The sequence below is a fragment of the Pseudomonas sp. UBA5568 genome (assembly GCF_002425525.1).
GTDB classification, from domain to species: Bacteria; Pseudomonadota; Gammaproteobacteria; order Pseudomonadales; family Pseudomonadaceae; genus Aquipseudomonas; species Aquipseudomonas fulva.
This window is the reverse complement of sequence record NZ_DIMK01000066.1, coordinates 1-14,983: the sequence shown is the minus strand read 5'-3', so window position 1 is coordinate 14,983 and position 14,983 is coordinate 1. Positions and strand designations below refer to the sequence as shown.

The 14,983-nt window shown below is 64.7% G+C and carries 6 protein-coding genes; 4 read left to right on the top strand and 2 right to left on the bottom strand.

Annotation, left to right across the window (positions count from 1 at the left end):
• Window positions 1-16: 16 nt before the first annotated feature.
• From B2S33_RS20700 to B2S33_RS20685, 4 genes are all read left to right on the top strand, one after another.
• On the top strand, window positions 17-1,303 hold the full coding sequence (locus B2S33_RS20700) for an aminotransferase class V-fold PLP-dependent enzyme (RefSeq protein WP_028686606.1): 1,287 nt from the start codon (window positions 17-19) through the stop codon (window positions 1,301-1,303).
• Between the two features lie 37 nt (window positions 1,304-1,340).
• The gene (locus tag B2S33_RS20695; protein WP_033736625.1) at window positions 1,341-2,243 is read left to right on the top strand and encodes a formylglycine-generating enzyme family protein; all 903 of its coding nucleotides are present in this window, start codon (window positions 1,341-1,343) and stop codon (window positions 2,241-2,243) included.
• 27 nt (window positions 2,244-2,270) lie between these two features.
• On the top strand, window positions 2,271-3,920 hold the full coding sequence (locus tag B2S33_RS20690) for a cyclic peptide export ABC transporter (protein WP_280077182.1): 1,650 nt from the start codon (window positions 2,271-2,273) through the stop codon (window positions 3,918-3,920).
• A gap of 111 nt (window positions 3,921-4,031) precedes the next feature.
• Complete coding sequence (locus B2S33_RS20685) at window positions 4,032-6,482, top strand: TonB-dependent siderophore receptor (protein WP_288651001.1); 2,451 nt, start codon at window positions 4,032-4,034, stop codon at window positions 6,480-6,482.
• 449 nt (window positions 6,483-6,931) lie between these two features.
• Here the strand turns inward: B2S33_RS20685 and B2S33_RS20680 are convergent, their stop codons facing one another.
• Window positions 6,932-7,900 (bottom strand): alpha/beta hydrolase, encoded by a 969-nt coding sequence (locus tag B2S33_RS20680; RefSeq protein WP_288651000.1) that lies wholly within the window; start codon window positions 7,898-7,900, stop codon window positions 6,932-6,934.
• A gap of 36 nt (window positions 7,901-7,936) precedes the next feature.
• Window positions 7,937-14,983: non-ribosomal peptide synthetase (locus B2S33_RS20675; protein ID WP_288650999.1), on the bottom strand; the 7,047-nt coding region annotated here is incomplete at its 5' end.

Here is a 14,983-nt window from a genome sequence, read left to right as displayed (position 1 = left end):
TGATGCGAGCCCTCAGATGAACGACCGTCGCGCCTTTCTCAAGCAGGCCAGCCTGCTCGCTGCCAGCCTGCCACTGGCAAGCCATTTGATACCCGCCGCCCAGGCAGCGCCCACACGGGCCGCAGGCTCTGACGCCTGGGCGGGCTTTCGCAGCTTGTTCGACCTCGACCCAGCCTACGCCCACTTCGCCAACTTTCTGATCACCTCGCACCCAAAACCGGTACGCGACGCCATCGAGGCTCTGCGCGCGCAATTCGATCGGCACCCGGCCCGGCTGGTGGACTGGGATAGCCAGTCGGAATGGAAGCACGAAGCGCAGGTCCGCGAAGCGGCGGCCCGTTACCTGCAAGTCGCCCCACGGCAAATTGCCCTGACCGGCAGCACGACAGAGGGGTTGGGCCTGATCTACGGCGGGCTCAAGATAGCACCCGGGCAAGAGATCCTGACGACGGTGCACGAGCACTCGGCAGCGCGCCACACGTTGGACTTTCGCACCGCCCGCGATGGCACCCCGGTACGCCGGCTGCGCCTGTTCGACGAGCCGTGGAACCTGTCCACCGACCAGGTGCTGAGCACCATCAAGGCGGCCATCAACCCCAAGACCCGCGTGCTGGGCATGACCTGGGTGCATTCGGGCAGTGGCGTGAAGCTGCCGGTGGGCGCCATCGGCGAACTGGTGCGCGAGGCCAACCGGGACCGCGCCGAGCATGAGCGCATCCTGTACGTCGTCGACGGCGTGCATGGCTTTGGTGTAGAGGACATGCACTTTGCCGAGCTCAACTGCGACTACTTCATTGCCGGCACGCACAAGTGGATGTTCGGCCCGCGCGGCACAGGGATCATCTGCGCGGCCAGCACCGCACTCGACAACCTGAACCCCCTCATCGCGACTTTTTCCGAAGATGAGGATTTCGCCACCACCTTCACCCCAGGCGGCTATCACGCCTTCGAGCACCGATGGGCGCTGGGCGCAGCCTTCGACTTGCACCTGCGGCAGGGCAAGGCCGCCATACAGGCACGCATTCACGGCCTCAACGACTACCTCAAACAGCGGCTCGAAACGATGCCGGGCGTGCAACTGGTCACGCCGCGCAGCACTCGCCAATCGGCAGGTTTCACCTTCTTTCGGGTAGCCGACCAGGATGCCGACGAGGTCGCCGCCTACCTCAACAGCCAGCGCATCGTCGTCGATGCGGTGTCGCGCGACGTGGGCCCGGTGGTACGCACTGCACCGGGCCTGCTCAACACCGAAGCCGAAATCGACCGGCTGATCGCTGTGCTCACTCCACGCTTGCGCCGCTGAACCCCTCATGCAGACCATCGATCACGGACTTTTCACCATGCCCAACCTGCCTTGCGTTTCATTCAAGCCATTGTCCAGCACCCTGTACAGGCTCGGCACTGCCGTGCTGCTCGGCCTGCTGGCCAGCCCTGCCGTACACGCGGGCGAAGCGATCAAACCCGGTAGCGTTTTCAAGGACTGCCCACATTGCCCGGAAATGGTAGTGCTGCCCGCCGGCAGTTACCTGATGGGTACCCCGGAGGATGAAGTGGGTCGCGAATACGATGAGGGCCCGCAGCATACCGTGACCTTCGCCAAACCGTTCGCGGTGGGCCGCTTCCCGGTCACCGCAGGCGAGCTGGATGCGTACATCCGGGAAACCGGGGTCAAGATCGCCGATGGCGACACCCGTCCTGGCCGCTTCTGCAAGGCCAGCAAACCCACCTACAAGCAGGGCCCTCGCCAGCCGGCGGTGTGCATCAGCTGGTTCGACGCCGATGCGTATGCTCAATGGCTGACGAAAAAAACCGGGCACACTTACCGCCTGATCAGCGAGGCGCAGCGCGAATACGCCGCCCGGGCCGGCTCCACTGGCTCTTTCCCGTTCCCCTTCGACAACAACGACGAGAAGGCCTACAGCATCAGCCAGCACGCCAATACCTATGGCCCTGCCGATGGCTACTCCTACACCGCGCCCGTGGGCAGCTACCCGGCCAACGCCTTTGGCGTGTACGACATGCACGGCAATGTCTACGAGTGGACGGCCGACTGCCTGAACCCAGACTACGAAGGTGCGCCTGCCGATGGCAGCGCCTGGAAAACCGGCAACTGCGAGAAACGCGTCATGCGCGGCAACGACTGGGGCGAGGCCCCGGTGTTCTCGCGCTCGGGCAACCGCAACAACCGCTCGCCCGAGGTTCGCGGCGATTTCCTTGGTTTCCGAGTCGTCCGCGAACTCTGACAGCCCCACGCGATTGAGGAGAAACACATGACCCATCAACCTCGTGGCGCCGTCAGGGAACTGTTCGGCCTGCTCAAGCCGTTCTGGCCTCTGGTCACGGTTTGCATCGTCCTGGGCATGATCGGTGGCCTGAGCGTCACCGCTTTGCTGGCCACCATCAACAGCAGCTTGCACAGCGACGCCGGCCTGACACAGGGCGTGGTACTGGGCTTCGCTGGCCTGTGCCTGCTGGCCCTGCTCAGCTCGATTCTGTCCGACATGGGCACCAACTACGTAGGCCAACACGTCATCGCCACCTTGCGTCGTCAGCTGGGTGAGAAGGTGCTGGCCGCGCCCATCGACCAGATCGAGCGCTACCGCAGCCATCGGCTGATCCCGGTACTGACCCATGACGTGGACACCATCAGCGACTTCGCCTACGTCTTCGCCCCGCTGGCCATCTCGCTCACCGTGACGCTGGGGTGCCTGGGCTACCTGGCGCACCTGTCCTGGCAGATGTTCCTGGTGATCCTGGTGGCCATCGGCGTGGGCACCGTGCTGCAGTTCATCGCCCAGGCCAAAGGCATGCGGGGCTTCGAAGCCGCGCGGGAAGCCGAGGACGACTTGCAAAAACACTACAGTGCCATCGCCGAAGGGGCCAAGGAACTGCGCATTCACCGGCCGCGCCGCCAACGGATGTTCAGCCACGGCATCCGCGACACGGCCAATCGGATCTGCGCCACCCAGGTCCGCTCGATCAACACCTTCGTGATCGCCAAGACCCTGGGCTCGATGTTGTTCTTCGTGGTGATTGCGGTGGCGCTGGCCCTGCAATCGTACTGGCCCTCGACAGACAAGAGCGTTACCAGCGGTTTCGTGCTGGTGCTGCTGTACATGAAAGGCCCGCTGGAGCACCTGATCAGCACCCTGCCAATCATCGGCAAGGCCCAGATCGCCTTTCGCCGTATTGCTGCGCTGTCGACGCAGTTCTCCTCGCCCGAACCACACCTGCTGCTGGACGACGCACGCAAACCAGCCATGGCCATGAACTTGCTAGAACTCAAGGACGTTCGCTACACCTTCCCTGCCGTGGAGGGCGCCGAGCCCTTCCAGTTCGGGCCGGTGAGCCTGCAGGTCCAGCAAGGCGACATCGTGTTCATCGTCGGTGAAAACGGCTGCGGCAAGACCACCCTGATCAAGCTGCTGCTGGGCCTGTATGCCCCGCAAGCCGGGAGCATCGTGCTCAACGGCCAGCCCGTGACGGCCCAGACCCGCGATGACTACCGCCAGCTGTTTACCACTATCTTCGCTGACTACTACCTGTTCGACGACGTGATCCAAGGCGATCAACCGCTACCCGATGACGCCGGGCGCTACCTCAGGCGCCTGGAGATCGACCACAAGGTGAGCATCCGCGACGGGGTGTTCAGCACCACCGACCTGTCCACCGGCCAGCGCAAGCGCCTGGCGCTGGTCAGCGCCTGGCTGGAGGAGCGTCCCGTACTGGTGTTCGATGAATGGGCCGCCGACCAGGATCCGACCTTCAGGCGGATCTTCTACACCGAGCTGCTGCCGGACCTGAAGCGGCTGGGCAAGACCATCATCGTGATCTCCCACGACGATCGCTACTTCGATATGGCCGACCACTTGGTGCGCCTGCACCGCGGCAAGATCGCGCCAGCACTCCACCCCGCCTGAAGCGTTGTAACCGGACTGAAATTTTTTCTTTCCGGTTTTCCTACGCTGGTGCGTCTCACTGAGCAACTAATACAAATCATTATCATTTAAATCTCCACCAGAGAGGATGTAATGCCAGCCCTTAGCACGCTCAACCCGATCACCCAAGCCTTCAGGCTTCACCGTGTCTTCCAGACGACGCTGCTCGGCTCGAGCCTGAGCATGGCGCTGTGCCTGCCGCTGTCGGCCCAGGTGATGGCCCAGGAAGTGGACGTGGACATTGCCGCCATGCCGCTCTCCGCTTCGCTGCAGGCGTTCGGTCGCCAGGCCGACCAGCAGGTGCTGTTCAGCCCCGATGATGTGCAAGGGCTCAACGGTCGAGCCGTCAAGGGCCACCTCACCGCGCAGCAGGCCCTGGCAACCTTGCTGGCAGGCACGGGGCTTGCGTACGACATCCAGGGCAACAGCGTGACCATTCACCGTCGTGGCAACGACACCAGCTCGCTGCAGCTGGACGCCACCACCGTGCAGAGCAACCTGGACGGCTCGAGCGAAGCCAGCCGTTCGTACACCGTCAACAGCAGCAGTGCGTCCACCAAGCTGCCCATGTCCCTGCGTGAAACCCCCCAGTCGGTCAGCGTCATGACCCGTCAACGCCTGCAAGACCAACAGCTGACCACCCTGAGTGACGTGCTCAAGCAGGCGCCGGGCCTGTCGGTGCAGAACATCGACAGTGAGCGGGTGAACATCTATTCGCGCGGCTATTCGATCGACAGCTACCAGTTCGACGGTATCCCCACGACCCTGATCGTGCAGACCAGTGCCAGCCCACAAAGCCTGATCGACACCTCGATTTATGATCGCGTCGAAATCGTGCGCGGCGCTACCGGCCTGATGACAGGCGCCGGTGACCCCTCGGGCAGCATCAACCTGGTCCGCAAGCGCCCGACCTCCACCTTCCAGGGCTCGATCACCGCCGGGGCGGGTTCCTGGGACACCTACCGCACCGAGGTGGACGTGTCCGGCCCCCTGACCGACGATGCCCGTCTGCGCGGTCGCACGGTCGTGGCGTATAAGCAGGGCAACAGCTACATCGACCACTACCAGCAGGAAAAACAGACCTACTACGGCATCCTCGAAGCCGACCTCACCGACAGCACCCTGTTGAGCGTGGGCGTGGACTACCAGAAGAACGACCCGCGTGGCGTATCGTTCGCCAGCTTCCCGCTGTTCTACAGCAATGGCGAACAGACCGACTTTTCCCGTTCGATCAACGCAGGTTCGCGCTGGAGCTACCGCAAGCAGAACACCCTTACCACCTTCGCCAACCTTGAGCAGAGCCTGGTCAACGACTGGAAGCTCAAGGTGGCGGTCAACAACATGTACAGTTCGCGCGACTATTCCCTGGCCTCGCTCAGCGGCGACTTCCCCGACAAGCAAACGGGCGAAGGGGCCTACCTGTACGGCGGCGACGGCTCAGGCTCGCAGCGCCAACTGGGCATCGACGCCTTGGTCCAGGGCCCCTTCCAGCTGTTGGGCCGCGAGCATGAGCTGGTGATCGGCTTGAGCGGTTCGGAATTTCACGACTACAGCGACCCGGCCGACGACGACCTGGAAGGCCGTCCGGCCAACATCTACACCTGGGACAACGACACCGAGCGCCCCCTTTCCGTGGGCAAGCTGATGAACGACGACACCACCGTGCGCCAGAACGCCGCGTACATGGTGGCGCGTTTCAAACCCACCGATGACCTGTCGCTGATCCTGGGCGCACGGGTGGGCGACTACAGCTACAAGAAAAAAACCGTGGCCAACCCGTCCTATCCGGGCCTGAACAGCCGCGCCTCCACCCGCGAGAGCGGTTTCGTCACCCCTTATGCAGGGGTGGTGTACGACCTTACCGACATCCACTCGCTTTACGCCAGCTACACCAAGATCTACAAGCCGCAGTCGATCCGCGATCAGGCAGGCAAGACCCTGGAATCGCGCGAAGGTGACAACTACGAAATTGGCCTGAAAAGCGAATTTCTGGATGGGCGGGTCAACACCGCCGTCGCCCTTTACGAAATCAAGCAGGACAACCTGGGCGTGGCCACCGGCGAAACCGTCGAAGGGACCATTCGTGAGTCGGCGTACCGCGCGGTGTCCGGCGCCAAGACCCGCGGCATCGACATGGAAATCTACGGCGAAGTCATGCCCGACTGGAACGTCAGCGCCAGCTACAGCCACAGCCTGACCAAGGACTCGGACCGCGAGCGCATCATGACCGAAGCGCCTGCCAACCTGGTCAAGCTCTGGACCACATACCGCCTGCCCGGCGATCTCAACCAGCTGACCGTGGGCGGCGGCATGAACTGGCAGAGCGGCCTGAGCCTGACCACCAGCCAGGGCAAGGCGACCCAGCAGCAATACGCTGTGTTCGACCTGATGGCACGCTACGACATCACCAAGGAACTGAGCGCCACCGTCAACGTGAACAACGTGTTCGACAAGAAGTACTTCAGCGCATTGGACCCCACGTTCTTCACCGGTTACTACGGTGAGCCCCGCAACGTGATGTTCACCACCCGGTACAGCTTCTAAAGCCCCTGCCTGTGACGACAAGCCGGCTCGGCGACTGAGCCGGCTTGCCTGCGAAGTGCAGGGAGGCAGCGCGACTCGAACGCTATCAAGCATGCAGTCACCTCCCCACGTATAAGATCGGTGATGCCGACAAACTGCATCCACTGGCCATCGAGCGTGGGTCAAGGTCTGGTGGCTACTGATCTACTTCATCGCCTCATTGCTCGCAGCTTCACCCTTGATTTCGACCGGCCCTAGGGCTTTCCTGCTCGGTTTATGTGGTTGGCTGCAGTCACCACTCCCTGTGGCGGCTTGTATGCCTACCTGGCATTGCGGGATTTCATCAAGATCACCCGCGCGCAAGCCTTAGTTAAGAATCAGAAAAAGCACACACCTACTCTCCAAGTTGGTCGCACTACACAGGCCTGGATGTGTGTGTGCTCTGTTACGGTAACGGCACGCGAGGACTATTACGCTCGTCCCCCAACCGCGCTCAACCACGCCCCCACATCCCGATAAATCCCCCCGACCTGCCCCACCAACCCCGACATCCGCAAAAAGTCATGGCTAAGCCCCTGCGCCCGCACAAAGGTCACCGGCGTCCCGCTTGCCTGCAACCTGTCGCGATACGCTAGGCCTTCATCGTGCAATGGGTCGTACTCCGCTACCCACAGGTAGGCCGGCGCCAGCGGCGTGTCCACTTGGGCCAGCAGCGGTGAAGCGCGCCAGTCCAGGCGTTGTTCGGGCAGCGGTGCGTAATGCTGGTAGAACCACGCCAGCGTCTCGGTCTCCAGCAAATAGCCTTCGGCATGCTGGCGGTGGGAGTCGCGCAGGCACGACAGGTCGATGACCGGGTAGAACAGTAACTGCGCCAACGGCTTGATCGCCAGCGTTTCAGGGGCCTTGACCGCAGTGATGGCCAGGACGGTCGCAAGGCTTGCGCCGACGCTGTCGCCGGCAAACACCACCCGGCGGTTGTCCAGCCCAAGGGCCAGGGCGTGCTCGGCCAGCCAGTTGGCGGCATCGAGCGCGTCGTTCACAGGGACCGGAAAACGGTGCTCCGGCGCCAGTCGGTAATCCGGGGCGAGCACTGCGAAGTCGCCCATGCTCGCCAGGCGCCGGCACACCGAGTCGTGCGAGTCGAGGCTGCCGACCACATAGCCGCCGCCGTGCAGGTAGAGGATCACCGGTTGCGGTGCAGCTGCAGGCTGCCCGTTGCGGTAGAGCCGAGCGGGCAGCTGGGCGCCGTCGCGGGTCGGGATGCTCAGTTCGCTGACACTCAGGTCACCGGGCGGGCTGGGGTCGAGCACTTGCGAGCTGGCGGCGAATTCGGCGCGGGCCTGGGCCACGTCCATCGCGTGCATGGGCTGGCTCTTGCCGGTCAGCCTGCCGAATTCGACCAGTTCCAGAAACGCTGCCAGGTCAGGGTGCAATGCCATGTTCGATCCTTACTTGAAAATCAGTGACAGGGCGCGTCACGCGCGCCCTTGGGTTTCGGTGGTCGTGTCCAGGCACTCGCACACCTCGCGCAGCAGCTGGGGCTGCTTGAGGATCTCGAAGTGCGACGCGTGGATGAGCGTTGCATCGTCCTGGCTGAACCGCCGTTGATAAGCTTGAGCCGGTGCGCGGTACCCGTCCTCTGCCCACCAGAAGCTGGCCGGGCACTCGATGGCGGGCAGCGGCGCAAGGCGTCGCGACAGCGCCTTCAGGCGCAGCGCCACCGTAAAGGCATGCACCAGTTCCTCGGCAGCGAAGCGCGGTGAGTCACCGCTGCCCAGCACGTGGGCCTGCACTTGCGCTACCAGCGCTTCAAGGGCCAGGTGGGAGCCGTCGTCAGACAGGTCGAACGCCGGCAGGCTTTCGGGCGGCTGGTCGAGGATGATGGACAAGAAGTTGCGCAGCTCTTCAGTCAAGTCGTCTTCCGGCCCGTGGTCACCGGGCACGAAGCTGTCCACCAGCCCAACGAAGTGCACGCACTGGCCCTGCCCTTCCAGCACACGGGCCACCAGCAGCGCCAACGGCCCGCCCAGCGACCAGCCCAGCAAGTGGTACGGCCCTTGTGGTTGCTGTTCGCGGATGAACCCTGCGTAGTCCTGGGCCATGGCTTCCAGCGAGCTGTCCTGCCAGTGCTTGTCCAGCAGCATCCTGCACTGCACGCCGATGACCTGGCGCACCCCGTCCAGCCGTCGCGCCAGAGGCTCATAGTCGAACACGGTGCCGAACCCTGCGTGAAGACAGAACAGGGGCTCGCACTGCGCGACCGGACCATTGAGCGGCAGCAGCGGTGAAAGCACTGCCACGGCGTCGTCCACGTAACCGGACAACTCGGCGATGGTGGGTTTGCTCATCATGTCGCGCAGCTTCAGCTCAACGCCCAACGCCGGTTGATTGCGCACCTTGGACAGCACCTTCAGGGTGCGCAAGGAATCGCCGCCCAGCTCGAAGAAGTTGTCCGTCACCCCAACCTGCTCCAGCTCCAGCACCTCTTGCCAGATCGCGGCAAGGCCGGCTTCGAGGGCGTTGCGCGGCGCCACGTACTCGCGACCCTTGAAGGACGGGTCTGGCAGCGCCTTGCGGTCAACCTTGCCGTTGGGGCTCAGCGGCAGGTGCTCCAGCACCAGGATCTGGCTGGGCACCATGTAGTCAGGCAAGCCCTGTTGCAATGCCATGCGCAGCGCCTCGCCTTGTAGTGCCGGGCTGCTGGTGGCCACATAACCGATCAGTTGCTTGCCGCCTTCGGTGTCACGGGCCACGACGACCGCATCGCGCACCTGGGGTTGGCTGCGCAAGCGGGCCTCGATTTCGCCCAGCTCGATACGAAAGCCCCGGATCTTGACCTGATGATCCAGGCGGCCAAGGAAGTCGATCACCCCGTCTGCCCGGCGGCGCACCAGGTCGCCGGTGCGGTACAGGCGCGCACCCTTGCCACTGGGGTCGGCCACGAATCGCTCGGCCGTCAGGCCTGGTCGAGCGTGGTAGCCCCGCGCAAGCCCTTGCCCGCCGATGTACAACTCACCTGCCACGCCGTCGGGCAATGGGTTAAGGCCGGCATCGAGAATGTGCAGGGTACGCTCACCCACCCGTGTGCCAATCGGCGCATAGGCCGCCTCGCAGCGCTGGTCGATATCGACCACCCACAGCAACGGTGTGACCACCGTCTCGGTGGGGCCGTAGCCATTGGTCAGCAGCCTTGGACGCAGGGTGCGCTTGACCAATTCGAAGTTGGCATCGGCCACGGCGTCGCCGCCAAAGCAGTAGATCTGCACCGGTGGCGGGTTATCGAAGGCCTGGCCGTATTCGGCCAACTGTTGCAGGTACGCAGGCGGGAAACAGGCGATGGTGATGGCCTGCTCATGCAGCACCTGCCAGGTTTCCTCGGGCGTCCACAGACGGTTATCGCGCACCACCAGCTGACCACCGGCCGCCAGGGTGGACAGCCACCGCTCCTGGGCGCCATCGAAGGCGAACGACATGAACAGCAACTCGCGGGTCGCCTCGCTCATCCCATAGCGCTCGATGATGGCCTGGCAGTGCATGGCCAGCGGCCCGCGGGCGACCGCAACGCCTTTGGGCTTGCCCAACGAACCGGAGGTGTAGATCAGGTACGCCAGGTTGTCTTCGTCGATCACCACCGCCGGCAGGGCGACCTGCGCCTGCACCGGCGCGAGCGATTCGAGCAGCAGCGTGTCGACCTCTTCGGCGCTTGGCAAACGTTCGCTGACGCTAGCCTGGCTGATGAGCAGCCGCATGGCTGAGTCCTCGATGATCCACTGCACCCGCTCGCGCGGGTAATCGATGTCGACAGGCACATACGCAGCGCCGGTCTTGAGCACCGCATAGAAGGCCACGATCATGTCTACCGAGCGCTCCAGCGCCACCCCGACACGTACCTCCGGGGCAGCACCGGCGTCGATCAGGGCCACGGCCAGGCGGTTGGCGCGCGCTTCAAGCTCGGCATACGTCAGGGACTGCCCGGCGCAGCTGACCGCTACCTGCTGACCACGGGCCTGTACATGCCCGGCGATGCGCTGCAGCAGCGGCGTGCGGGTCGGGTTGGCGACCAGCCGGTTGGCCTCGGTCTGCTGCCGCTCAGCGTCGGCATCGAGCATGGGCAGGCTGCCGATGGCGGCCAGTGGGTCGCCCAGCAGCGCTTGGAGCAAGCGCTCGAAGCTGCGCCTAATGCCCTGGCAGGCAGCGTGGCTGAAGCGGCTGCGCCAGTACAGGAACTCGATGCTCATGGTGTCATCCAGGTGCACGGCAAGGTCCATGGCATAGTTGGTCACGTCGCGGCCTTCGCTGGCGCCGAAGCGCAAGCCGTCTTCGCCGGCGTCTTGCAGGCGCTCGTCCAGGGGATAGTTCTCGAACACCACGATGCTGTCGAATAACGCCTGTCCGCTTTGCCCGGACCAACGCTGTACATCGGCCAAAGACACGTGCTCGTAGTCGCGCACCTGCACGTTGTAGTCCTGCAGGGCCTGCAACCACTGCCCCACCGGCTGTTCGGGCAGAGGCGCCTGGATGATCGGCAGCGTGTTGATGAACAAGCCCAGCATGTCTTCAGCACCCGGCAGGTTTGCCGGACGACCGGCGACGGTTGCGCCGAAGCACACGCGCGCTTGCCCGGTGTAGCGTTGCAGCAGCAGCAGCCAGGCTGCCTGGATCAGCGTGTTGGGTGTGACCCGCAGGCGCTGGGCCTGATCACGCAGTTGCCGGGTTTGCGCGGCGTCCCAGTTCAAGTACAGCGCGTCGTAGCCGTCGGCCTCGGCGACGGGCGCTGGATGCAACCCGGTGGCCAGCAGGGTGGGCCCTTCGAGCCCGGCCAGCTTGTCTTTCCAGAAGTGTTCCATCTGCGCCTGGGGCTGGGCGGCCAGCCAGGCGATGTAGTCGCGGTAGCTGCCGCGTTTGCCGGGCAGTGCTTGTCCACCGTACACGGCGAACACCTCACCCAGCAGGCGTGAGTGGCTCCAGCCGTCCATGAGGATGTGGTGGCTGCTCCAGATCAGTTGCTGGCGCTCCTCATCCAGGCGCACCAGGGTCAGGCCCATCAAGGGCGGCTGCAGCAGGTCGAAGCCGCGGGCGTAGTCCTGCTCGGCCAGGCCTTGCAGGTCGGCGGCGCTGACCGGGCGGCCCCGCCAGTCGAGCTCGCGCACACGCAGTTCGGCACGCTTGGCCACCCATTGCAATGGCTCGTTGAGGTGGCTTTCGGTCCAGAACCCGGTGCGCAGAATTTCATGGCGATCGACCATGTGCTGCCAGGCCGCGAGGAAGCGGGCGTTATCCAACCCTTGTACCTGCACGCTGGTTTGGCTGACGTACAGCCCCTGCTGAGCGGCTTCGAGGGTGTGGAACAGGATGCCCTGCTGCATCGGCGACAGCGGGTACAGGTCTTCGACAGCCTCGGCCGGTACCGGCAAACGGTCCAGCTGTGCTTGGCTCAGCCCCGCGAGCGGGAAGTCGGACGGGGTCAGGCAGAGGTGTTCCAAGGCCAGGCAGTGCTCAACGACCGTACGCAGCTCGCTTACGTAGGCATGCGCCAGGTGCTCGATGATGCCCGCGGCGAACCGCTGGCGGCTGAAGGTGAAGTCTAGCTTCAGGGCGCCTTCGAACACCTGCCCGTTGATGGTCAGGGCATTGCCCAGCGGCGCCTGATCACTGACCTGGCGCCCGCCGCTTTCCGCGGCCGGGGCGAACAGCGCATCGTCCTCACCGGCGGCGCTGGCGCTGAACTGGCCCAGGTAGTTGAAGGTGATGCGTGGCTGCGCCAGGCCGGTCAATGCCTGGCGGGTAGCCGTATCGCCCAGATAGCGCAGCACCCCAAAGCCAAGGCCTTTGTCCGGGATGGCGCGCAGGTGTTCCTTGACCTGCTTGATGGTGTCCCCCACTGGCCCCGCCACCGGCAGTCTCACCGGGAACAGGCTGGTGAACCAGCCTACGGTACGGGTGAGGTCGACGTCGTCGAACAGCGCCTCGCGGCCGTGGCCTTCCAGCTCGATCAATGCCGCGTGCTCGCCCGTCCAGTGGCAGATCACCCGCGCCAGGGCGGTCAGCAGCAGGTCGTTGACCTGGGTGCGGTAAGCGGCCGGCGCCTGCTGAAGCAGTTGTCGGGTCAGCGCTGCATCCAGTTCAACCTGCACGGTATGGGCATCGGTCACCTGCTGGCTGCCTTGGGCATCTTCGCCAGGCAGCGTCTGGGCAAAGCCCTGCAGTTGGGCCTGCCAATAGCCCAGTTGCTGGCGCAGGGTTTCGCTTTGGGCGTGGGCTTGCAGGCGTTCGGCCCAGGCCTTGTAGGCGCTGGTCTTGGCCGGCAGGCTGAGCGGCTGCCCGGTCAGGCACTGCTGGTAAGCCTGCTGCAGGTCCTCGAACAGAATGCGCCACGACACGCCATCGACCACCAGGTGATGGATCACCAGCAGCAAGCGCTGGCTGCCGTCGGCCAAGGTGGCCAGCACCGCGCGCAGCAGCGGGCCCTCGGCCAGGTCCAGGCTGCGCTGGGCATCGTCGCACAGGGCTGTGAGTGCCTGGGCATCGCTCACCTCGCGCTGCCACAGCAGCGCCTGGGCGCTGTCGCCATGGCAGGCCTGCCAACCCTGCTCGCCTTCACTGAAGCGCAGGCGCAGGGCATCGTGATGGTGCACCAACGCCTGCAACGCCTGCTCGAGCGCAGCCCCGTGAAGCGGCGCGCTCGGCTCCAGCAGCACCGACTGGTTCCAGTGGTAACGCTGGGCGATGGCTTCGCTGAAGAAGCTGTGCTGCACCGGCAACAACGGCGTGGTGCCGGTGACCGAACCCTGGTCGATCTGCAAGGCTGTGCCTGCCGTGCCAACGACCTGGGCCAAGGCCCGGAGGGTCTGGTGCTGGAACAACGCCTTCGGGGTCAGGTGCAAACCCAGCTGCCGCGCTCGGCTGACCACCTGGATGGAGATGATCGAGTCACCGCCCAGCTCGAAGAAGTTGTCGTCCACCCCGACCCGCTCAAGCTTCAGCACATCTTGCCAGACTGTGGCCAACTGCTGTTCGAGCGCTGTCTGCGGGGCGACGAAAGCATGGCTGCTGGCAGCCTCGGGCCGGGGCAGCGCCTTGCGGTCGATCTTGCCGCTCGGGCTCAATGGCAGGCCGTCGAGCACCATCAGGTGAGTCGGCACCATATAGTCCGGCAGGCTCGCCTTGAGCGCTTCGCGTAGCGTGGCCACGGCCACCTGCGTGACCACATAGCCCACCAGTTGCGGCCCACTGGGGCCAGGCTGCGCCATGACCAGCGCCTCGCTGACACCGGCCTGGGCCAGCAGGCAAGTCTCGATCTCGCCCAGCTCGATGCGGAAGCCACGGATCTTCACCTGATGGTCCACCCGGCCAACGTAGTCGATCACGCCATCGGCGCGGTAGCGCGCCAGATCGCCCGTGCGGTACAAGCGCCCGCCGTTGCCGGCGAACGGGTCGGGCAGGAAGCGCTCGGCGGTCAGCGCGCTGCGGCCGAAGTAGCCACGCGCCAGCAACTCGCCGCCGATCACCAGCTCACCCACGACACCGGTCGGTACCGGTTGCCCGGCATCGTCCAGCAGGTAGATCTCCCGACCAGGCAAGGCCGTGCCGATCGGCAAGGTGTGAGGTACGGGTTGTTCGCCCAGCACGTATGGAGTGCAGTCGAGCGTGGTGGAGGTGACCGTGGTTTCCGTCGGGCCGTAGGTGTTGAGCAGGCGCACATGGCCCAGGCCGGCCTTGAGCCAGGCGGCCATGCCTTCAGGCGGCATGGCTTCGCCGCCCGCATGAATCTGACGCAGTTGCCCGTAGTCGCGTGGCCCTACGCTGGCAAACTGGGTTGCCAGCAGGTTCCAGTACGCGGTCGGCAGGTCGGCCACGCTGATGCCGTGGGCCAGCACCCGCTGGTAGAACGTCTCGCTGTCCCAGATTTCATTGCCGCGCAGCATCACGGTGGCACCGCAGACCAGCGGGGCGTACAGCTGCTCGACGAAGGCATCGAAGTTGAACGTGGCGAATTGCAGCACGCAATCGGACGCGTGGATATCGGAATACCACTGGGCTACGAAGGCGTGGCGGGTCAAGGCACCATGGCTGATGGCCACGCCCTTCGGCCGGCCCGTCGAGCCGGAGGTGAAGATCACGTAGGCCAGGTTGTCGTCGTGCACGCGGTTGAGCGGGTCGCTGGCGGAGCCGTTGCCGTCGTCAGGCGTATCCAGCAGCAGGCACTGCACCTGCGCGTCCAGTGCCAGCGTTTCGCGCAAGTGCGACTGGGTCAACAGCAACGCGACGCGGCTGTCCTCGACCATCTGCTGCAGGCGCTCTTGGGGGAATTTCGGGTCGAGCGGTACATAGCCGCCGCCTGCCTTGAGCACGGCCAGCAGGGCAACGACCATCGGCGCATCGCGCTCGACGGCGATGCCGACCAGCACGTCGGGGCCCACGCCTTGGGCGATCAAGCGGTGCGCCAGGCGGTTGGCCGCTGCGTTGAGCTGGGCGTAGGTCAGCTCGGTGGTTTCAGTGATCAGCGCAGTGTGGTTCGGAAC